At 38.4% G+C, this 20,657-nt stretch carries 18 protein-coding genes; 9 read left to right on the top strand and 9 right to left on the bottom strand.

From position 1 onward, the window contains the following. From DB41_RS10615 to DB41_RS03610, 3 genes are all read right to left on the bottom strand, one after another. The coding region (locus DB41_RS10615) for a hypothetical protein (RefSeq protein WP_052243860.1) at nucleotides 1-958 on the bottom strand (958 nt) is incomplete at its 3' end. A gap of 535 nt (nucleotides 959-1,493) precedes the next feature. Then, nucleotides 1,494-2,351, bottom strand: a complete 858-nt coding sequence (locus DB41_RS03615) for a leucine-rich repeat domain-containing protein (protein ID WP_039384401.1) — start codon at nucleotides 2,349-2,351, stop codon at nucleotides 1,494-1,496. Between the two features lie 362 nt (nucleotides 2,352-2,713). After that, the gene (locus tag DB41_RS03610) at nucleotides 2,714-2,986 is read right to left on the bottom strand and encodes a hypothetical protein (protein ID WP_039384399.1); all 273 of its coding nucleotides are present in this window, start codon (nucleotides 2,984-2,986) and stop codon (nucleotides 2,714-2,716) included. Between the two features lie 533 nt (nucleotides 2,987-3,519). Here DB41_RS03610 and DB41_RS10610 point away from each other — a divergent pair. The 3 genes from DB41_RS10610 (at nucleotide 3,520) to DB41_RS03595 (ending at nucleotide 7,496) form a co-directional block, all read left to right on the top strand. Next, nucleotides 3,520-3,831 (top strand): hypothetical protein, encoded by a 312-nt coding sequence (locus DB41_RS10610; RefSeq protein ID WP_052243859.1) that lies wholly within the window; start codon nucleotides 3,520-3,522, stop codon nucleotides 3,829-3,831. A 411-nt stretch (nucleotides 3,832-4,242) separates the two neighbouring features. After that, complete coding sequence (locus tag DB41_RS03600) at nucleotides 4,243-4,893, top strand: hypothetical protein (protein ID WP_039384397.1); 651 nt, start codon at nucleotides 4,243-4,245, stop codon at nucleotides 4,891-4,893. Then, entirely contained in the window at nucleotides 4,890-7,496 is a 2,607-nt protein-coding gene (locus DB41_RS03595; RefSeq protein ID WP_155117567.1) for a hypothetical protein, read from the top strand. The genes DB41_RS03600 and DB41_RS03595 overlap by 4 nt, the downstream gene beginning before the upstream one ends. 290 nt (nucleotides 7,497-7,786) lie before the next feature. On the opposite strand, the gene DB41_RS03590 is transcribed toward DB41_RS03595, so the two are convergent. Together DB41_RS03590 and DB41_RS03585 are read right to left on the bottom strand one after the other, a co-directional pair. Beyond that, on the bottom strand, nucleotides 7,787-9,172 hold the full coding sequence (locus DB41_RS03590; protein WP_039384393.1) for a hypothetical protein: 1,386 nt from the start codon (nucleotides 9,170-9,172) through the stop codon (nucleotides 7,787-7,789). Nucleotides 9,173-9,447: 275 nt separating this feature from the next. Then, complete coding sequence (locus DB41_RS03585; RefSeq protein ID WP_039384391.1) at nucleotides 9,448-10,617, bottom strand: hypothetical protein; 1,170 nt, start codon at nucleotides 10,615-10,617, stop codon at nucleotides 9,448-9,450. A gap of 243 nt (nucleotides 10,618-10,860) precedes the next feature. On the opposite strand from DB41_RS03585, the gene DB41_RS03580 reads away from it, so the two are divergent. The 3 genes from DB41_RS03580 to hemW all read left to right on the top strand — a co-directional run bounded on the left by DB41_RS03580 (nucleotide 10,861) and on the right by hemW (nucleotide 14,747). Continuing rightward, entirely contained in the window at nucleotides 10,861-12,981 is a 2,121-nt protein-coding gene (locus tag DB41_RS03580; protein WP_052243858.1) for a cytochrome c biogenesis protein, read from the top strand. 87 nt (nucleotides 12,982-13,068) lie between these two features. Continuing rightward, nucleotides 13,069-13,551, top strand: coding sequence for a hypothetical protein (locus DB41_RS03575; RefSeq protein WP_039384409.1), 483 nt, complete (start codon nucleotides 13,069-13,071; stop codon nucleotides 13,549-13,551). Nucleotides 13,552-13,601: 50 nt separating this feature from the next. Then, nucleotides 13,602-14,747, top strand: coding sequence for a radical SAM family heme chaperone HemW (gene hemW / locus DB41_RS03570; protein ID WP_039384389.1), 1,146 nt, complete (start codon nucleotides 13,602-13,604; stop codon nucleotides 14,745-14,747). Nucleotides 14,748-14,760: 13 nt separating this feature from the next. Here hemW and DB41_RS03565 read toward each other — a convergent pair whose 3' ends face one another. Further along, nucleotides 14,761-15,477 (bottom strand): SAM-dependent methyltransferase, encoded by a 717-nt coding sequence (locus tag DB41_RS03565; protein WP_039384386.1) that lies wholly within the window; start codon nucleotides 15,475-15,477, stop codon nucleotides 14,761-14,763. A gap of 11 nt (nucleotides 15,478-15,488) precedes the next feature. Further along, a complete protein-coding gene (gene holA, locus DB41_RS03560; RefSeq protein ID WP_039384384.1) occupies nucleotides 15,489-16,514 on the bottom strand; it encodes a DNA polymerase III subunit delta in 1,026 nt (341 codons plus the stop codon). 59 nt (nucleotides 16,515-16,573) lie between these two features. On the opposite strand from holA, the gene DB41_RS12505 reads away from it, so the two are divergent. After that, on the top strand, nucleotides 16,574-16,696 hold the full coding sequence (locus DB41_RS12505; protein WP_255350906.1) for a hypothetical protein: 123 nt from the start codon (nucleotides 16,574-16,576) through the stop codon (nucleotides 16,694-16,696). A 7-nt stretch (nucleotides 16,697-16,703) separates the two neighbouring features. On the opposite strand, the gene DB41_RS03555 is transcribed toward DB41_RS12505, so the two are convergent. Beyond that, on the bottom strand, nucleotides 16,704-17,273 hold the full coding sequence (locus DB41_RS03555; protein WP_155117566.1) for a hypothetical protein: 570 nt from the start codon (nucleotides 17,271-17,273) through the stop codon (nucleotides 16,704-16,706). A gap of 68 nt (nucleotides 17,274-17,341) precedes the next feature. Between DB41_RS03555 and tsaA the strand changes: the two genes are divergently transcribed. Beyond that, the gene (gene tsaA, locus DB41_RS03550; protein WP_039384379.1) at nucleotides 17,342-18,139 is read left to right on the top strand and encodes a tRNA (N6-threonylcarbamoyladenosine(37)-N6)-methyltransferase TrmO; all 798 of its coding nucleotides are present in this window, start codon (nucleotides 17,342-17,344) and stop codon (nucleotides 18,137-18,139) included. A 67-nt stretch (nucleotides 18,140-18,206) separates the two neighbouring features. Further along, nucleotides 18,207-19,406 (top strand): DNA-directed RNA polymerase subunit alpha C-terminal domain-containing protein, encoded by a 1,200-nt coding sequence (locus tag DB41_RS03545; protein WP_052243857.1) that lies wholly within the window; start codon nucleotides 18,207-18,209, stop codon nucleotides 19,404-19,406. Between the two features lie 356 nt (nucleotides 19,407-19,762). Here DB41_RS03545 and DB41_RS03540 read toward each other — a convergent pair. Beyond that, nucleotides 19,763-20,657: tetratricopeptide repeat protein (locus DB41_RS03540; protein ID WP_039384377.1), on the bottom strand; the 895-nt coding region annotated here is incomplete at its 5' end.

The raw sequence follows: 20,657 nt of genomic DNA, 5'->3' as shown, positions 1-20,657 counted from the left end.
CTGCCGACCCTGGGTCACCAACCATGACGGATGACACAGGCAGAGCGATGAGCTGGTTTTGCTTTAAGTAAAGCACTCGTAATCGAGACAGCTGGCCGATTTCTTTAGGAAGGCCGGTGAGCTGGTTTTCTCTTAAGTTAAGTGTTCGCAGCTGAGACAATTGGCCGATTTCTGCAGGCAGACTGACGAGCTGGTTTTGCCTTAAGACAAGCGCTCGCAGCTGAGACAATTGACCGATTTCTGCAGGCAGACTGACGAGCTGGTTTTGATTTAAGTCAAGGGTTTGCAGCTTAGATAACTGGCATATTTCTGAGGGTAAATAAGTCAAGCCTACTCCAGATAAATCTACAGCCTCGATGTTTTTACAATTTTCTTCAATCCACTCCCTAAGAAGCTCTCCTTTTTTCTGTAGAGGCAAGTGCTTAATTTCTTCTCGGCTCAAGTATTCTTCACCACCAGGAAGTTTTTTCCAAAGCAAAAGGCGATTAATATTTAAGAGATAAGAAGAGTAATTAGCTAGAGTAAAAGATTTCTTTTCCTCTATTTGTCCTTTAGATTTTAAAGAAAAAAAAGAGCTAGCTAAATTAAAGATTTGCCTAAAGATTACATTGACCTTTGCTGTTTCAGAAAGCTCTTCGTCTCCTTTAGATTTTAAAGGAGAAAGATAGCTAGCTAAAGTAAAGATTTGCCTAAAGATTGCATTTACCTTTGCTGCTTCAGAAAGCTTTTCTTCTAGCTTATAAATCCTATCTACAATAAGAGCCTGCTCCTTAACATTTCCTTGAGGAACATGCATTTTACCTATTTGCTTATAAAGACGGGGCATGACTTCAGAAGCCAGCAGATGATGCCATCTTTTACAGACCCTAAATAAGGAAGGAACTACGCAAGCCTCTAAGATAGGGAGCAGCAATTCATTGGGCAAGCTTTCAACAGATGCCGAAGAGATAGGATGCATTTTATTTCCTTGGGTAGTGATGACTTTTCAGCATTTTATTTATTAGAGGCAATATAAAAAAATTAAAAAAGCAAGTCAAACCAATTCATATCCTTACCAATGAAAAACAACTCACAGATAATCTACCTCGCTTTTATTTCAGATAGATTTAAGGAAAGGGGGGGCTTTCAAGTATTCAGGAGCAGCCACAGGTTTTGGCGATTAAGTGATGCGGCAATTTTGATTTGGCTAAAAGAATGAGATTGATTCTTTGCCTTATTTGAGAAAAACGGCTCTTTTTGGCGCAATTTTTTAATTCTTCTATCGAATGATGGAATACAATACGCCTAGCTTCTTCCTGCCAAGAAAGGTTGTTCTCCCAGCCTAGCAATCTGCAGAAAAAGAGAGAAACTTCTTGTCATTATAAATGTGTAGGTTAGCTTAAGCTTACTTAGTTGCGGGAAGGAAAGCGGATGACTTGTTTAAAGATAAGATGGCTAAAAGTTTTTTTATTTCATTTTAGCTCATCCCAATTTAAAAAGCACTTACAACCATTCTACAATCGAAAACGTTGCCTTATTTTTTCGGCGATATCCTTCAAAGGATTTTCTGCTAATTCAAGGGTTTGCAGCTGAGACAGCTGCCCGATTTCTGCAGGAAGGCTGGTGAGCTGGTTTTGATTTAAGTAAAACCATTGCAGCTGAGACAGCTGCCCGATTTCTGCAGGCAGGCTGGTGAGCTGGTTTTCTCTTAAGTTAAGCTCTTGAAGCTGTAACAGCTGCCCAATTTTTGCAGGCAGACTGGTGAGCTGGTTTTCGCTTAAATCAAGCTCTTGCAGCTTAGATAACTGGCATATTTCTGGAGGTAAATAAGTCAAGCCTACTCCAGATAAATCTAAAGCCGTGATGTTTTCACGATTTTCTGCAATCCAATCTCTAAAAAGCTCTCCTTTTTTTCCTAGAAACACGTGCTTAATTTCTTCTCGGCTCAAGTATTTTTCCCCACCAGGAAGTTTTTTCCAAAATAAAAGGCGATTAATATTTACAAGATAGGAAGAGTAGTTAGCCAGAGTAAGATACCTCTTTTCTTCTATTTGCACTTTAAATTCTAAAGCTGAAAAAGACTTGGCTAAAGTAAAGATTCGCCTAAAGATTGCATTTACCTTTGCTGCTTCAGAAAGCTTTTCTTTTAGCTTATAAATCCTATCTACAATAAGAGCCTGCTCCTTAACATTTCCTTGAGGAACATGCACTTTACCTATTTGCTTATAAAGAGAAGGCATCACTTCAGAAGCTAGCAGATGATGCCATCTTTTACAGACGCCAAATAAGGAAGGAACTACGCAAGCCTCTAAGATAGGGAGCAGCAATTCATTGGGTAAGCTTTCAATAGTGGCCGAAGAGATAGGATGCATTTTATTTCCTTGAGTAGGCATGACTTTTCAGCATTTTTATTTTCTAAAGGCAATATAAAAAAAATTACAAAAGCAAGTCAAACGAATTCGTATCCTTATTACCAGAGGGGTATCGGCTAACTTGTTAAGCAAAGAGCAAGATACTATGTCTTGTAGGCGATAACTAGATATAAAAGGTTTTTGCTCAGCTTTAGGCCGATTAGACGTACTATGCGTTTGATTTGCAATAAATCGAAGTTCTATAAGCTATATATATTTAAGTTTTTTTACAAACTCATTTAATGGACGTTTAGCATCGCTTGGACATAAAAACTCTTACTGTATGGAGCTTAATAAAGGCTTTGACTTCTTTTTCATTGCCCTTAAGGTAATGCTTGGCTAAAGTACGGTATTCTCTTGGATAGGCTGCTTGGCTGAGGATGGCTACCCATCTTTAGTTCAACACCTGCATAGCAAGAGGTAGCCTTAAAAGCTCGTATCTCTACAGTTTTGTCGTAAGGCGCTTCAACTATGAGTTCTTTGGCCTCTTTGATTTGCACAGGCACACGTGCGGCAAATAAGCTTTGTTCTCTTTTAAAGACTTGTGAGGTAGTTGGCGTATAGAGAGCGCTATCTCCTACTATATAGCCCAACATGATTTAAAGCATTTTCGCCTTGAAGTGGCGTTGTTGCGTAAATGATAAGAAACGTATGCGATAAAATTGCTCTTTAACGCTTAAGACCTATAAAATTAGTTTACAAAAACAAAAATATAAGCAAGCTATGGAAAGAAGCTTAACTACCGCATACGTAATTGGTCCGAGTATAACAAAGCTTTAGTGCAAAGAGGAAGCATAACTTTATGGCTTTCGGATGAAACTATTAAAGGATGGAGGGAAAATAAAAGCACGGGTAAGGAGGGACACCCAAGAATTTAATCCGCTGATGCTATCCTATGCGTGCTGTTGATTAGAGCGTTTTATCATTTGCCCCTCCTAAGCCTTGTGAGGATTTTTGTTATCGCTGATTACTTTGCTGGCTTTGGGATTGCCTGTTCCTTGTTATACACGCATTTGCAGGCGTACTAAGGAGCTTGGACAAGAGCTTAAGAAGTTAAGCCTTAAAGCGTCCAACAGACAGAGTCTTTGATTTCTCTGGAGTAAAGGTCTAGGGTGAGGGAGAGTAGAAAGTGCACCAACATGGCAAAGCCAAGCGAAGAATTTGCAGAAAGATTTATCTAGCCATTTGCCCAGATTCGCATGAGATTATTTTAAGAGAATTAATAAAGAGCAATAAAGTCGATGATTCAGTGGCAAGCCAAATGATCTTTAAGCTACCAAAGAGTGTACAAACTGCTTATAGAGATGGCGCTTATGATAGACAAGCTTCGTGTCGATCATCTTATGTGCGGGGTATAGATCCTTTGGTATCTCCCAGCAGAGGAGGAAGGCTAAGCCAAGAGGCGGACAAGCCCTGGATAAAAAAAAGAAAGGATGCTTAAAAAAACATTCAAGGCTTTGGAGAAGATGAGGAGGCCAGGCAGCTCTGCAAGAAGCTTTGCGGCTATCTCAGAAGATCGCTTGCCGAAACGGCGATGTACCGCTTTAAAAGAAGCTTTGGAGGAGACTTTCCCTCTAGGAAATTAGCCTATCAACAAACAGAATTATATGCCAATTCCTTGGTTATGAATAAGATGATAAAGCTTGGAATGCCCAAAGGGCAATGGGTGCTAACTTATGTGATATATCTTTAGAGGAGCTATTAGATCATTTACGCAACAAGGCCTGATTTAGGTAAAAAGACTAAGACTTGAGAAGTTACAAATGTCTAGAGCGCTTTAGGCAGGTAAAAAATTCTTTGGCTCTATAAGCCTCTTATTTTATTAAAAATCCCTTATTTATAAAAGCTTTTGATGAAAATAAAAAATTTCACAATTATATTGCTTGCTTGGGTCAGTTGGGGCTGCTCAACGCAAGATTCTTTCAATCCTTCTTTAAAATACGTAGAAATTGCCGCACGTGGGGAGGGAACTTCTGAAAGTAAGCCCATCATCTACCGTTTAAAAGTGGATGCTAATTGGATACAACACCGTCCTTCTCCTGCAGATCCTCGTGCTGATACTAGGCAAGCAATTATAGAATTTTATATTGTTCATCAGGATGAAAAAGTCTCCATTGCTATCCATAGTTTTCCCTCCGATAATATCTATCAACGACCTTCCCCTTTTACCTACATTTCTCGTTGGAAAACACAACTTCATCCCTTGAATCCAGAAACCGTCTCCCTAACATCTCAAGCCTTTGGAGGGTATTGTGGCTTTTTGTTTGAAGCTACAGGAGAGATAAAGGGAAGGCAAGCAACAATTTTTGCATGGATCTTGCAATTAGCTCCCGAGCATTATCACCACCTTGTCGCCCCGAACTCTCCCTACCTTCTAAAAAAATACAGACAAATGAGAAGCGATGTAACCATCAAAGCTATAGGCCCACCAACCCTCATGAAAAAATATCGGCAGTCTATCATTGCTTTTGCTCGAAGTTTCCACCTTATTGAAGATTTATGATGAAACATCTTTTAAAATTTTATCATTTTTTAGGAAGTATACAACTTGCCATCATGCTAATGGCGTTAGCAATTCTTGTAGCAGCTATAGGAACAATTCTAGAAGCGCAAAGCCAGTCTCATCTTTCTTCTGCCTATCTTACCTACCACAATCCCCTATTTCGTAGCCTAGCAGGAGGATTTTTTATTAATATTTTTGTCTCTGCATTAAGAAGATGGCCTTTTCGTGTTAGACATATTCCCTTTTTGATAACTCACTGCGGACTACTCATGCTATTAAGCGGCCTTATTATCAACAATTACTATGGTATTCAAGGCTGTATGGGTCTCATAGAAGGGGGAGCTAGCGACCAAATCTTTCTTCCGCATACTTATGCTATCCATTTAGAGAAAAAGGGAATAGAAAACTCTTATAAGAATATTCAAAGAGAGTATCCTTTAAATCAATTGATGCACCAACCAGTGAAGTTTGAAGATATGGAGATGCGGGTTATTGATTATGCTCCTCATTCTTATGAACGTAAAGAAACATGGGTTAAAGGTAATCAAGCTATCATTGCAGGTATACCCCCCATTCCTCTAATAGAATTCCAGGATAACAAGCCTCTTCCCCCTCCTTTTAAAGCTCATTTTCATCATGAAAAGGCTCAGACATGGAACTTGACTGCCTTACAAACCCCTTTTATCAGTGAGACTGCTAAAAATTTCTATCTGCAAAATCTGATCGTAAAGATTTCTGAAACCGCAGGAGGAAAAATTCTTGTAGAAGAACCTTTAGCTAAACTTTTGTTAGCTCCTTTAGATATAGATACAGCTCAATTTTCTTTTGCTTTGGATTGGAACGACCCTACATTAAATGAACTGACACAACCTACTTTGCAGGTGCAAATTAACCATGAAAAAATGGTGATCAGACTTGCTGGTCCCGACAGCTTGCTTAATCAAAATATCTCTAGCCCTCATAGAGGAAAGCTGCCTTTTACTCTTGATTTGTTTAAAGAGCCCACCTGCTTGATTATGCAAGACGAGCAAGAAGATAATTATCTTTACTTTTTTAATGCCCATGGCGAGGTATATGCTCAATCTTTCAAAAAGGAAAAGCTTACATCCATTACCGCTTATGATGAGGGTTTTGAAGGATATAAAGTGCAAATGCCGTTCCCCTTTGAAGATTTTCCTTGCAGCCGTACAGATAAAGAGCAAGCAGAGCTCTTAAGAATTGCCATAAAGTTACGGCAAGGCTTAGTACAAGATTCTACTCTTTCTCCTCCCCTACACTTGCTAAAGCAGGCCGCTGATGCGTCTCATCAAGAGTTTGCAGAAGCCACAGTAAATTTTCTCCAAGCTTGGGAAAACTCATCTTCTTTATTATTTACAGCTCCTTATTCGCCTTTATTAGAGAGGCTTTTCCATAAGCTAAACTGGAACATTCTTCCACAACAAGAGCAGTATGCCTGCGGATGGCTATGCCTTTTCCTTGACGAAATTGAAAAAGAATTAGAGAAAGAAAAAAATTTTTCGCAAATTTTAATAAAGAGAAAATGGCCTTTTGCACTCCCGTTTGTGTCATTAGATAGCAATAATATTGATCATATGATCACTTTATTTGCGCAGCAATTATTTGCTATAGCCTCTCAGCTACCGCCCCCTCCTAGGATGCCAGTTACGTTTTCTGCTAAAGCCCTATCCGCTTATTTAAAAGTGTACAATATCACTTTATCTAACCTGCGCGAGCCTATGCAATCTCAGCCGATCATTCGTTCTTACCATGCAAGTCGCTTATATTTTGATAAGGTCCTAAAAATATTATCTCCTTTAGCACCCATGAGGGCACCGCAATTGGCCCTGTTGATCCACGCGCTGCCAGACAATTCTTATGCTTTGGAAGAGATAAGAAAAGCTTATATAAGCTATCAAATTCATAATAAAGAAGAAAATCTTAGCTACCTGCCCTCTAAAGCAGAATTAATCACACATTTACTATATCATGCTCCTTTAGAGACAAAAACCCTCTCTAGCGAGGAAATTAGTGCCCTTTCAGCAAGTTTAAACGCCGATGAAGTGATACTCAAGACCCCTCTGACTTTAAAGCAAACCAAAGATAAATCCTTGCCCAAATGGGAGCATAATCTTCCTTTGCTTACCTTGGAGTTAAAAGAAGGCACTTATAAAGAGCTTATTACTCTCACCTATGATCCATACGGCAAAAAGCTTCTTTGGCCTGTTTTGAAAGGGAAGTATCTTATACGTTTTCAACCTTTATTTAGGGATATTCCTTATAAAATACGTTTACATGATGCTCGGCAAATTAATTATCCAGGTACAAGCCAGCCTTATAGCTATGAAAGTGACATTTTTATCCATGATTTAAAAAGGAATACTAGAATAGAAAAAACCCTTAGCATGAATAATATCTACCAAACAGCTGAGGGCTATCGTTTTTACTTAGCCAACCTCTCTCCGCCTGCGGAAGTGGCTGTCCAACATGCACAGATTTTAGTGAATTATGATCCTGCTAAGTATTGGCTCACCTATCCAGGGGTGCTGATGATAAGTTTAGGAATTGGGTTACTTTGGTGGATGCAACCCTATAAGAAACGTTAACAGAGTCTGCAGGATTTAATCGTTGCGCCTGCTGTTTGCTTCACACACTCTATCAGCTCCCTCATTATCAAGGCCGGTTTTTTTTCTATAAGCTTAAGAGCCACCTAAGAATCTGCTCAAAAGTCTATAATTAATTTATAAAAAACTAAATACTTTAATATATTTTTTAGCTTATGCATGCCCATGCGACATTGATTTTTATGAACATAGAGGAAGGTAAGGCGAAGAAGTTATTAAATAAGCTGGTATAATTTAATACTTCTGCTACCGCCCTGCCTCCATGTAAAGCTCTAGGAAGGCTTAACATTTTTTTTAGCAGCATTCCTTCTTCTTCGCCTTTTATTGCTTTTAGAAGCAGCTGGGTTATTAGCTTCCACAGCAGTCTTTGTTGATTTGTTGGCCATGCTTCCATGCTGAGGTTCTTGGGTAGCTTTGGATTCAGGTGGCAATTCAACTAGCTTGTTAAGAATATTTTTCTGATTAGGGTTAAGTTTAGTACGGATAAGAGATTGCTGAGCTGCCGTTAGCGTATTAAAAGTCTCAAGCGCACGACGTCTTCTCTTTATCTTCTGATGAATATCTTCCATCGATAAAGTTTTTTCCTGCTCTTTGTCTTTTTCTCTCTTGTCTTCCAAAGCCTGCTCTTCTTTTTTAATGTCACCTTGAGCAGGAATCTGGCTTTCTACATGCTCGTCGTTATTTTTGACTGACTCTAACCTTTGTAAAAGCTCTTCCTCCGCTAACTTTTCTCGTTCTATCCCCATTAAGAGTGACTCTTGTGCGTACATGGTTGAGTTACGCGCAGAATGGCTAGGACTATCCCGCCATTCATCCAAGTTTACCGAGTTACGTGCTGAGCTATTTATCGATCCTGGCTCGTTACTTAGCTTATTAGCCATTTGGTTAAAGGCACTTCCCAATGTTTGTAGTAAGATATCGTTTTCAGCTTCGGAATGCTCTCCATCTTCTTGAGGAGTTACACTTTTTAACTTCATCGCTAAAATAAGGTCTAGCAAATCTTCGACATCCTTCTCCTCTTCTATGTTTGAGGAATTGATGAAGGTATTAGGTGGGAGAGGTGGTGGTGGAGGCACTCCATTACCAGGAATGGCAGGGAGAGGACGAGATTGTGTATCTGTAGATAGCGCAGCTTTTTTAGCAGCAGGCAAAGATTCAACTGCTTGAGAAGATGGTAAAGAGGTAGGGTCAGAAGGTGATTTATTTAAGTCAGCCTGGGATTGCTGCGGACCTGTAAGGTGCAATTTATCATGAATATCTTTGCATGTTTTAGGCGAAACGATACCAGTTATTAAACAACAAATAGGAGAAATAGTTAAAAACATCACAAATTTATAGGCATGCAAAGCAACATTCATCCAACTTTTGGAAAGATTTTCAGAAATGAGGTTACAGCTTTCAAGCTTACTCCAACTTCTTTTTTTCAAAGCAGGTATTTGACCTAATGTAGTGATATAGGTAGCGGCAGCCATTTTGATAATAAGATTAGCTAGTTGTTGGCCTGCAGAAGGCACGCAAGAGATTGTCGATACAAACACCCAACTTCGCGCCGCTAAACGATATTTACCTGCTTCACTTAAAACAGCTTTATGAAGAGCCCAATTAGCGGGAGAGGCATCTATAGAAAAAAACTTAGATTTAGTAACACTTGTAGCCATATGACACCTTTATGCAAAAATTTGAATACCAACGTGCATATTAATAAATACCCAAATAGTTTACAATTACAACTTTAAAAAGCCTGTTTAGAAGTTTATAGAGATAAGAGGTAGAGAGACGAGGCGGAAAGTGATTTACTATTTTTTGATAAATGAGCAAAGTCCTAACAGATAAGCTTGAGTAAATAAAAAGGTTACCATAAGGGATTTCCACAATGCAGGGGTATTAACCTATGAATTTTAAGGAACAGCGAGATAGTTTTACTCACTCATTTCTAAAAGCCAAAATCTAAGCTTTCCTCTTCCTCTTCACTCTCGCTTTCATCTTGTGCTACAGCTAGGCGTAAACTATTTAAGCTACTCGTTAACAATTCCTGACATGAGGTCTTTTCTAGTTTGTCTTCGTTTGAAGTTTTTTCCTCTTTTCTTAAAGCATCATGAAAGTTCTTACTTGTAGAACTCTTAGAGCTACAAGAGGAGTTATAAGAGCGGTTTTTATTTATAAATTCACGGTCAAGCTCGGTATAATCAAATTGACCATTCTGATCATCATCACTCAGCTCCCATTCACTTTCCTCAATAGGAGATTTTTCTTCCCCTGCGGATGAAGCATTCTTCTCCGTAAGCTGCGAAAGCTTGCACCAGAATGCACCACTCATATTTAACAAAAGATCTGACATGCTCACGGATTTATGAGCCACTAAATCTTTCTGGCTTAATTCTGAGTCTGCAACAGCCGAATGAGTCCTTTTTAGAGTTTCTCGGTACGGTACTGATAAACTGGATATAGGACAGCTGCTCTTAGTTATCTGCTTAGCTGGTGCTTGCGCAGGGATCAGGCTAGCGTTTACACTTAGTTTAGCTGAAGCATGAGAAAGACCTGGTTGGATAGGCTTTAGTTTAACGCTAGATAAAATCTGGGGAGTTACTACAAAAGGAGCATTAAGAACTGCCGATTTTGGTTTGAGTGACCTACATTTCTTAAGAGTGAGCCTATTTACCTTTTTTAAACCTTCAAGTTTTAAACCTTCAAGGCCTTTTTGGGACCTAGCCTGGGTAACGGTATTTGCACACGACCGACTTAAATAGGAATCAACAGAGCTATTATGTTTAGGAGGTAAGAGGTTATTTGCAGAAGAAATATGCATGTTTACAAGGGTATTGAATGCTAAGCGATGGGAGGCTGAGCTTTCAATTAAAATCCTGCCTATGAGAGTAAGCTTAAAGCAAAGAATAGCAGCCATGCCTGCTAAGATGCGTAGAGCAAGACTCCTGACTTTTACCGAATACCCATCTTTTTGAAAGATTATTTTCTTACCGAACGCTACATTAGCAAAAAAATAAAAAAAATTTCCTATTTTTTCTCTTTTATCCGCCTGATGGGCAGGTCCTTCATAAATATGAAAAGCACGTGAGCCCAATTTGCTTATATTTCTTACTGCCATATTGTGTCCAAAATTTAATCCTACACAATAACACACTTCTTATTTATAATAAAGAACTATTACAGTTAATTAATTAATAAACTAATAAAAAAATGTTAATTATATTTTAAATATTACCTTAGAACACTGTAAAGCTTGCTTTAAGCCAAGCTTTCCCTTAAAGAATAAATTCATCATCTATTTGCTGCAAAAGATTATTTTCAATAAGATAGCGAAAAGTAGTAGGACTTAGAGGTTAAGTAAATGGATAAGGTGTACAAAATTTATTTAGGTTGGCTGGGAACGTTTTTTTATCTTTTATTAACTTTCTTATTACTAATAATTTTGATTCCTTCCTCTTCCTTGAATAGTTATGAACTAAGTGAACTAGCTTTGAAGGAAGTGCCTGCCTCTTTTAAGGGCCGGTTCAGGCCTTTAGAGGTAACAGCTCGTTTATGGCTTGAAGAATATTATCATCGACAATCTATCAAGGCACAGCATTATCAGGCTTTTCATAAGGTTGGACCTTCGGCCTTATCTCTTCTTTGGCATCTTCAATTTCAGGCTCATTATAACTGGGATGATATTCCTCTTTTTTGGATCTACTCAGCCCGCTTGAAAGAATTATTAGACCTGCCCGTGAAAGATAATTATTTTACCTATCAACAGCTTCATCAAGCGATTTATGAACGTAAAAAAACTAATCTTGCGTTGATTAAAGAATTAGTCACCTACCATTTCCTTAAAGCTTATTTTGAAGCTCCTAACCCCGCTAATAGAGAAAAAATGGAGCTGAGGCATCTATCTTCTGGGCTGTGGGCTACCTTCAGAAAAGGTCAGGTTTTTATTACCGACCATCCTAAAAATCCTCCTTGGCAATACCTTAAAGCCGGGTTTATGACTTCTGATCCCATTGAGGAGCTTACTTCCGACTATGTTAAGAAACATCGTCCTCTTAATGAAGAAATTTTAAGAATTCTACAAGCTGTAAAACAGTTTTCTTATCTAAAAGGCCCCTACGCCGAGGGAGATAATGAATATCAAGCCCTTTATCGGCAATTAACAGCAAAAAACTTAGCTCCCTATCAAATCGCAGAATTTCTTGAGCAAGAATATCCTTTAAACCAACGGCTAGCTTATGCGGGCACAATCTTCAAGGTTTTGCCCTCCAAAGATGGTGAATGGTATTCTCTTAATACTCTGACCATGCATCACTACAATGTAGAAAAAAATCTGTTAGAGCCTATTCCCAATTTTACTCTTTATCCAAATGAACAATTTGAGCAGCTACGCGATCTTTACTATAAGCTTATCAAGGATTATAACAATAAAGAATACAAGCAGCAGCTAGCTTATCTACTGATGGATAATTATCCTATCCTAATTGGACAGCCTATTCAAAAGGCTTGGGGAAAATCTCTCACTTACCCTTCTATCAAAAAGTTAAGAATGGAGCATTGGTATTATCAACTACCTTTAATCGAAGCCACTATCGCTCTCTATAGCTTAGCTATTATTCTATTCTCCATTGGACTTAGCCAGAAAAAGCAAAAATTTAATAAAATTGGTTCTTGCTGTACCTTCCTAGCATTTTGTTTAAATACTTTGATTTTAGTTCTTCGATGCCTTATTTTAGAGCGTCCTCCAGTATCTAATATGTTTGAAACGGTGATTTATGTACCATGGATCGCTGTATTGACAAGCCTTGTCCTTGCAAGGAAAATGAAAAATTCATTCATTATGTTAAGCGCATCTATCGTGGCCTTAGCTTTAATTATTATGATTAAAGTGACGGGCTTAGGAAGCGGCTTAGAAAATGTCCAAGCTGTTTTAGATTCTCACTATTGGTTAATTATTCATGTTTTAATGGTAGTAGGCAGCTACGGAGTTTTTGCCTTAGCAGGCGTTTTAGGACAAATTTACCTTTGTCAATATATAATTCATAAACATGAAACGCCCGAGATGCGTGAATTAGGCCAAACAATTTTGCAAGCGATCTATGTGGGAGTTATCCTTCTTATTCCCGGCACTCTATTAGGAGGGGTTTGGGCAGCGCAAAGTTGGGGTCGTTTTTGGGATTGGGATCCTAAAGAATCCTGGGCATTTATCTCTAGCTGCATTTATCTTATCTTTATCCATGCTTACACCTTTAAACATATCTATTTCTTTGGATTAGCGATGGGTTCAATATTAGGCTTGCTAGCTATTAGCTTTACATGGTATGGAGTGAACTACATCTTAGGTACAGGATTACATAGCTATGGATTCGGAGCAGGGGGAGAAATTTATTATTATCTGTTTATTTTAGCGGAACTATTTTTTTTAATAGTTGCTGGCTATTTTCATTTAAAAGCCGTACAGGTAAAATCTTTTGAACGGAAATAAAATGATTTGTTAAAATTTTAGCATGCTACATAGAGCCTACACAAATCTCCCAATAATAGGTTAGCTTATAGGAACCCCATGAAACATATTAAAAGTGAAAGATTAAAAAAACTTGAAGTAGAACTTAACGATCTTGAACAATGGCTTAAACTTGGCCTCGTTCCTAAAAAGGATATGGATAAACATAAGGAAGAAATACGCGCTATTCAGACTAAAATTGAAGAAGAAAAAGAAAGACTTAAGTTTCTAAAAGAAAGTGGCGAAGCTGAAGAATATATAGCTCCCAAACGTCCTACAGCCCGAGCAGGCTACACCGAAATGCCAACTATCCCTGACATAGATATGGGAGATACAGGGGCAGGCATAGGCGATACAGCTTTTGACATGGAAACTGATGCTATTGATGTAGAAAGCTCTGTGATTGAGGAAAAGGATGAAACTGAAGATGAAGAGGGAGCTACACGCGACGAAAATGCTGAAGAAGAGGAAGAAGAAGAGGAATCTTATTTTAGTGATCGCAATCGATGGCGCCGTGGAGGAATCATAGACCCTGATGCAGATGAATGGTAGAATTTATAAAGAGCCTCCTCCTTTGTTAAAAAGTAAGATATTTAATCTAAATGCCGTCCCCTAAAGAGCCTATTAGCCTTTATTTTCATGTACCTTTCTGCACACATAAATGTGGCTATTGCCACTTTTATGTGCTACCTAATCGCCAAGATCTGAAAAATATTTTCATGCAAGCTTTGGCTAAGGAATGGTCGTTACGCCTTCCTGATCTTATGGATAAAGAAATTGTTAGTATTTATTTTGGTGGGGGTACGCCTTCTTTATTAGGAGTCGAGTATCTTGGTGAAATTATTGAATGGATTAAACGAGACGTGAACTTTGATCCTTTAACCACTGAGATTACCCTTGAAGCCAATCCAGAAACTATTACTTTTTCTCTTATGCAAGCTTATGCACTAGCCGGTGTCAATCGGGTGAGCATAGGCATACAAACACTCAGTAATACCTTATTAGAAAAGCTAGAAAGACAACATAGCGCAGAAAAAGCTATCGAAGCAGTTTGGGCATCCTATGAAGCTGGCTTAAAAAATCTTACCGTCGATCTTATGTACGACCTTCCTAACCAAACTCTAGCCATTTGGAAAGAAACTCTTTTGCAGGTAAGCAAATTACCCATTAAACATTTATCGCTTTATAATTTAACTATTGAACCTCATACTACCTTTTTCAAATATCGTGATCTTTTACTGAAAACTTTGCCAGATCCTGACTTAAGTTTACAAATGTATGAGCTGGCTCAAGCAATGCTAAATAGCTGTGACTTAAAGCAATATGAAATATCGGCTTTTGCTCAAGAGGGCTTTCAGTCTAAGCACAACACAGGCTACTGGGCAGGTCGCTCTTTTTTAGGATTGGGTCCCTCGGCATTTAGCTATTGGAAAGGTAAACGTTTTCGCAACATTGCTCACCTTAATCGTTATGCTTATCTATTGAATAATGGGAATTTCCCTCTTGATTTTGAAGAACAGCTTGATCCTGAGGCAAGCCAAAGAGAGTTATTGGCGATTCGCCTAAGAATGAGAGAAGGAATTGATTTAAAAACTTTTCAACAAGCACATGGTGCACTTAGCCAAGAGACATTACAAAATCTTACCTGCTTAGAAGAGCAAGGATTTATTAATAAGGAATCAAGTAGGATAAGTCTTTCCCAGCAAGGCGTTCTTTTTTATGATACGGTAGCAACCGAGCTTATCTAAACTTCTCTAAATTCTACCGACAGCTAACCAGAAAGATGGCCGCTTTTTTCTCTAAATTGGGTAAAGGCATCTTTTTCCATCTATGCACAGGCTCCGAAACAACTCCTTGCTCAGGCATAGTCAATTCCCAAGCGGTGCAAAGCCAAGTATCTTCTGCTAATGTATTTAATAAACTTTGAAGCATATGCATATTGCGATAAGGGGCCTCCATAAAAATTTGGGTAGCCTGGTCTGTTCGCGATAGAGTTTCTAATCGTTTAATATCTTTCAAGCGGCCTGCTTCATCCGCTTTTAAATAACCGTGGAAAGTAAAGCGTTGTCCTGAAAACCCAGAATGTATAAGGGCCAGGAGAATAGAAGAAGGACCATTAAAGACTTGCAGGGCTATACCCGATTGACGTGCACGACGTACCAGCTTAGAGCCAGGATCTGCTACACAAGGCAAGCCTGCATCCGATATCAAACCCCAGCGCTCACCTTTACGAATAGGTTCTAATAAAAAGTCGATATCCTCTTCAGGAGTATGTTCATTATAAATAGCTACCGTCATCTCAGAGAGTGGTTTCTTAGTTTTGAAACGGCTTAGATAACGGCGTCCTGCCTTTTCACTTTCACAAATCAGCCCATCAAGAGTAGAGACAACTTTATCTACACTATTGGGCAAGAAAATTTCATGATAACGATGATCCCCTAAAAGATTAGGTAAAAGTAATAAAGCGGGTTTATTCATAGTTGTTAACCTTAAATGATAAGTTTTGCTATAAGACGCTCGATCAAATAAGAATGATCCGTTGAGCTGTTTTTGGCTGCCGTTTCAGCCTCATCTATTAAAATCATCCCCCTGCGAAAACGAGCCATCCCATAATTTCTAGCCAGCTGGACATGTCTTTCCAGAATTTGCCCTTTCATATAGCCAAATTGTTTAGACACTTCTGCTCCAGTCCCCCCCTGGGCTAGAATGGTGCATACTTGAAAATCAGTTTGAAATTGGCTACGAATTTGCCTTAGCAAGATGAGTAAAGGTGTACCCTCTTGAAGTAAAGCTACAGCGATACGTAAAGCAGTAGAAGCATCTCGGCGAAAAAGAGCTTCTCCTAGTTGCCAAATCGTTTCCGTATTTACAGGAATGCAAACCGCATCTACATCTTCTAATGAGATCTGGCGCTTTTCACCCACATAACAAACTAATTTTTCTATCTCTTGGCTTATAATTGCTTGTTCGGTACCCATCTGTTTTAAAAGCGCCTGACTAGCAGAAGGGTTTATCTGTTTTCCATAGTGATTAATCGTTTGATCAATCCACTCTTTTAAAGACTTTTCTTTTTCCCATGGTTTTTCTTCGGCTATTTCTAAAATGATCCCTACCCGTTCACTTTTCTTATAAAAATTCGTAGAGGCATTCAAGGAGGTTGCTGTTAAAACAAGGTAGACATTTTTATTAGGATTTTCGTAATAAGCCAGCAGCTTTTCTGTTGCCGCTTTTAAAAGGCTTTCAGCATGGTGGATCACAACTACCCTTTTAGAAACAAAAGAGCCTAAAGAATGTAATTCAGCCATCACCTTGTTTATGTCGACTTTTTCTTCGCTATAAATGCAAAGAGCCATTGGATTGGAGATCTGTTCTCCTAAAAGATGAGAAATAAGCCTTTCATAAGCTATTTTTCTATTAAACTCATCTTTACAAATAATCGTATAAACAGGTGCAAAGTGTACTGGCGCTGCACTCTCTAGATGTTTTTCGAAAGCTTTTAAATGACTATATTTCATAGGAAAGTTATTATAAAGAACTCGCCAGAAGAAGTCTAGAAAGAGATGCCAATGGGAGAATGCAAGATATAAAAAGCAAGCTTGCCACCTTTAACTTAACAAAATTGATTAGCTCTAATGGCAATAAACTTGTTAAGCAATTTTTAACTTCTCAGCTAAAAAAGCTGCAAACTTGCTCCTAATTTATAATTATTCAAATTTAGCTTCAGTCAAAATAGCTTCCCATATTTTACGGGCATGCTCTAAATCTTCCGTATGGATTGTGCTGTAGCGAAGAACCGCAATTTCATTGCCTTTTTTAATGATGTGAATCCACTCATGTTGAGTATTATCAGGAGAATTTCCATTAATCCACCATTCACCTAACAGACTATTTATTTTTTGCACACTCACTTTAGATTCTACTTTTGCATTAGCATAACGTTTTTGTAGCTGCGTGATGAACTGAGAAAAATATTCAGCAGGGGTAATATTGATATCAGTCATTTCCGTAACAGAAAATAGCTCGGTTGCATTTTCTGGCTGCTCATTTTCTAGAATGTATTGTGTAATTTTCATTTGCTCTTGAGTATCCTCAGTAGCTAATTTCCATAGGCGTCCATCAGCTTTCAGCGAATATTGAATCTTTTCCTTACTTCTTTCTGTTTCTTTCGCTTGGGTGCCTGTATGGTGAGATTCTACTCTCGGCTCCTTCTTGCAAGCGATAAGGGAAAGCGCTAAAGTTAAAGGGAGCCATACAACTGTTACATATCTCATCATTTTCATTGGAATATCTCCTAGTATTAAGTAAAATTAGACTCTAATGATATAGCCAAACTTAAGAATATATGCAATCACCATCCTTATCATGTAGCCCTATCGGTTATTTTTACACTTCAGAAAAGGAACGCTACTCCTTACCCAAGCAAGCAGGCCTATTTAAAAATAATAAAGGAAAAATAATTTTAAACAGACACCAAAATTTTGAACAGGCTTTACATGATTTAGCAGGCTTTAATAAGATATGGGTCATTTTCTGGTTTCATCGTAATCACCATTGGAAGCCTAAAGTTTTAACGCCCCACGGCCCTCCTAAGCGTGGGCTTTTTGCTACTCGCTCTCCTCATCGGCCTAATCCTTTAGGGTTAAGCTGCTTGGAAATCACGGGTGTAAGCCAACTTGAGATAGATGTCATTAATCATGATTTGCTAGATGGCACGCCTATTTTAGACATCAAACCTTATATTGAATATGTAGATGCTTGGACAGATACCCAACAAGGGTGGCTAGAGTCTTGCAAGAAGAAAAGCTCTTATCCAATTATATGGGAGGAAGAAGCCCTTGCACAAGTAAGCTATCTCAACAACCTCTGCAGCTTTAACTTTCAAGAGGAAATCAATTTTAGATTGGCAACGCATCCCTACCCCTCCTCAAACAATCGTATTCTTCACTGTAAAGATAATGATTATCTACTCGCTTATAAAGCGTGGAGGTTCTTTTTCAAAATCACCTTACCTTCTATCCACGTTATAAAAATTAGTACAGGCTATGATAGGGAAACGATCAAGGGAGAGAAGAAATCTGTCTGGAATGATGTAGATATCCATCGAGAATTTCTAAAAAAATTTAATTTAAGTGGACTTTAATTTCTTTTTACTTGGAGCTTAATTCTTAATCCCTTAACATCTGGATGGAAAATGGTTGAGTAAGAGTATGGCAGTATTAGAATTTAAGCAGGAGACAAACTTATCCCCTTCAAAAGGGCATCGGAAGCGCTCTACAGAGCCTTCTTCTACCACCTTGCTATCTTTTGAGGAAACCTATAAAACTTCTTATAGCCATGGCCTAGAAAATATTTATGCTTTAGAAAATGTCGATATCAATTCCATAAGACGTATAGGAACACTTTCTCCCACGGCCCCTCCTCCCTTAAAAAACAAAAAAGAACTTTTCACAGGTGAGGAAGATGAATTAGACCTAGGAGAGGAGTTTAGAGGTTGGATACCCTCTTTCATCCCAAAAGTTCCCATCCAAGTTTTAGAATTATCTAAATATATTGAAAAAGCTCTTCTAGAAAATGGTAAAAAAACTATCGGGGATCTAACGAAAGCTTCTATAGATGACTTTGTTTTTTTACGTGGAATAGGTCAAGGACATCTTGAAGAAATTAATCGTAAGTTAAACAGTTATCTAGAAAGTCGCTCGCTTGGCAAATGCAAAAAAGTAGATTTTTTAGCTTGGCTGCAAAGCTTGGTCGCTACGCAAGAACGGAAAAAAGCTTATGCACTTTTAGAACCCTACAATCTCACTGAGCTTTTTGTCCTCTCCCCTAGCGAAAAGGTAGAATTGCGCCAATTGAGCTTAGAAAAAAAGCAAGAATGGATCCAAGAAGTGGTAAATAAAATGGCTACTCCTCTGCAAAAGCAGAGGGTCCTCGAGGATATGCAGCTGATTTTTAATGTGTTTTTTAAACCCTGGATTCGCCGCCGCGGCGGCATAGCCACTCGCCATGAACTTATCGAACGCATGCAACGTATCAGCGCCAACAAAGCGATGGGTATAAGCGTAGTTAACTTTCTGCAAACCCATTTTTTTGATAGTAAAGATTGCCTTTCTTTATTTTTACAAGAAATTGAGGAGGAAATTTACGCTTGCGATCATCATAGCATTCAGGAATATGGAGAAATAATATCTAAGGCTCTTTCTTATTTTTATAAGCCCTCTATTTATTATCGACTAACTGAGCTAATTACCTGGGTAGAAAAAGAATTGGCAAAAGCATGGATAGGATACCATGAGGGTTACGTGGAAAAAATTATACGCTTATCTCCCACTTTTGACATTGTTAGAGGCGCTTCAGGACAGCTAGAAGTTTATTGCCGAAAATATTTTTCCATAACAAACCTTTTCTAAATTTTAAGGTGATTTGTTTCCTGTTCGATCTTATGCTTTTCACTAGATCTACACCACGATCTATAAGCTTTTTCCTTAAATGAGATGAAAAATGAGTAGAGCAGGAGAATTTCACTCCTACACTCTCTTAGAATCGGACAGAAGCCTCTCGATTTATCCAGCGCGCATTATCTAAACTGTTAGAATATGACCAATCTTTTCTGGCTAGCAAGACTCATTTTCTTTTTTTAAAGATTTGAATGCGCATGGTTATGATTTTTCCACTATAGCTTAAGCTTAATGCCTCGCGCTTTTTTTGCATATTCAGGTGCATTTTTTGAATTTCCTTGTGCTTTGTAGATTTGTGCCAGCTTGCGTTAAACAAGCACTACAGTGAGATTATTTTCACCCCATAGCTTAATACCAATTTTGAGCGCTTGTTTTATGCACTTAGCTGCTTCCTCTAATTTTCCTTGCCTGTGGTAAATTATCCCTAGATCATTGAAACCTTTAAACACATCTCGAGAATCCGCACCGTGAAGTTTAAGACTTATTTTGATGAATTTCTTGGTAAGCTTAGCGGCCTGCTTAAAATCCCCCTGCTCTTTATAAATTTGCCCCAAGTTACTATAACCTATTGCCACAATAGGATGATTTTCGCCAAACAACTTAAGGTTAATATCAAGACCTTTATTGGTATACTTAGCGGCCTTCTCTAAATCCCTTTGTTCTTGGTAGATTAGTCCCAAATTGGCGTACCGGCTTGCTACCATGGGATGCTCTTCGCCGAACAACTTGTGGTCAATGACAAGTGCTAGATTGACATACTCAGCTGCTTTTTCTAAATTTCCTTGCTCTTTGTAGATCATCCCTAAGTTGTTATAAAGGATAGCCACCTCAGAATGATTTTCGCCAAACAGCTTAAGATCAATAGCAAGAGCTTTCTCGGTATACTCAGCGGCCTGCTCTAATTTACCTTGAGCTTTATAGATTTGTCCTAGGTCGTTGTAATCGCTTGCTATCTCAGGATAATTTTCACCAAATAGCATATGGTTAATGGCAAGCGCTTTCTCAGCATACTCAGTCGCTTTGCCTAAATTACCTTGAGCTTTGTAGATTTGCCCAAAATGGTGATAATCTCGTGCCGTATTAGAATGATTTTCACCAAACTGCTTAACATCAATGGCGAGCGCTTGATGGGCATATTCAAAAGCCTTTTGCATATTTCCTTGTTCTTTGTAAATCACCATTAAACTATTGTAATTTGTAGCT

Source organism: Neochlamydia sp. TUME1 (assembly GCF_000813645.1).
Classification (GTDB): Bacteria; Chlamydiota; Chlamydiia; order Chlamydiales; family Parachlamydiaceae; genus Neochlamydia.
This window is presented reverse-complemented; position numbering and strand designations above follow the sequence as displayed.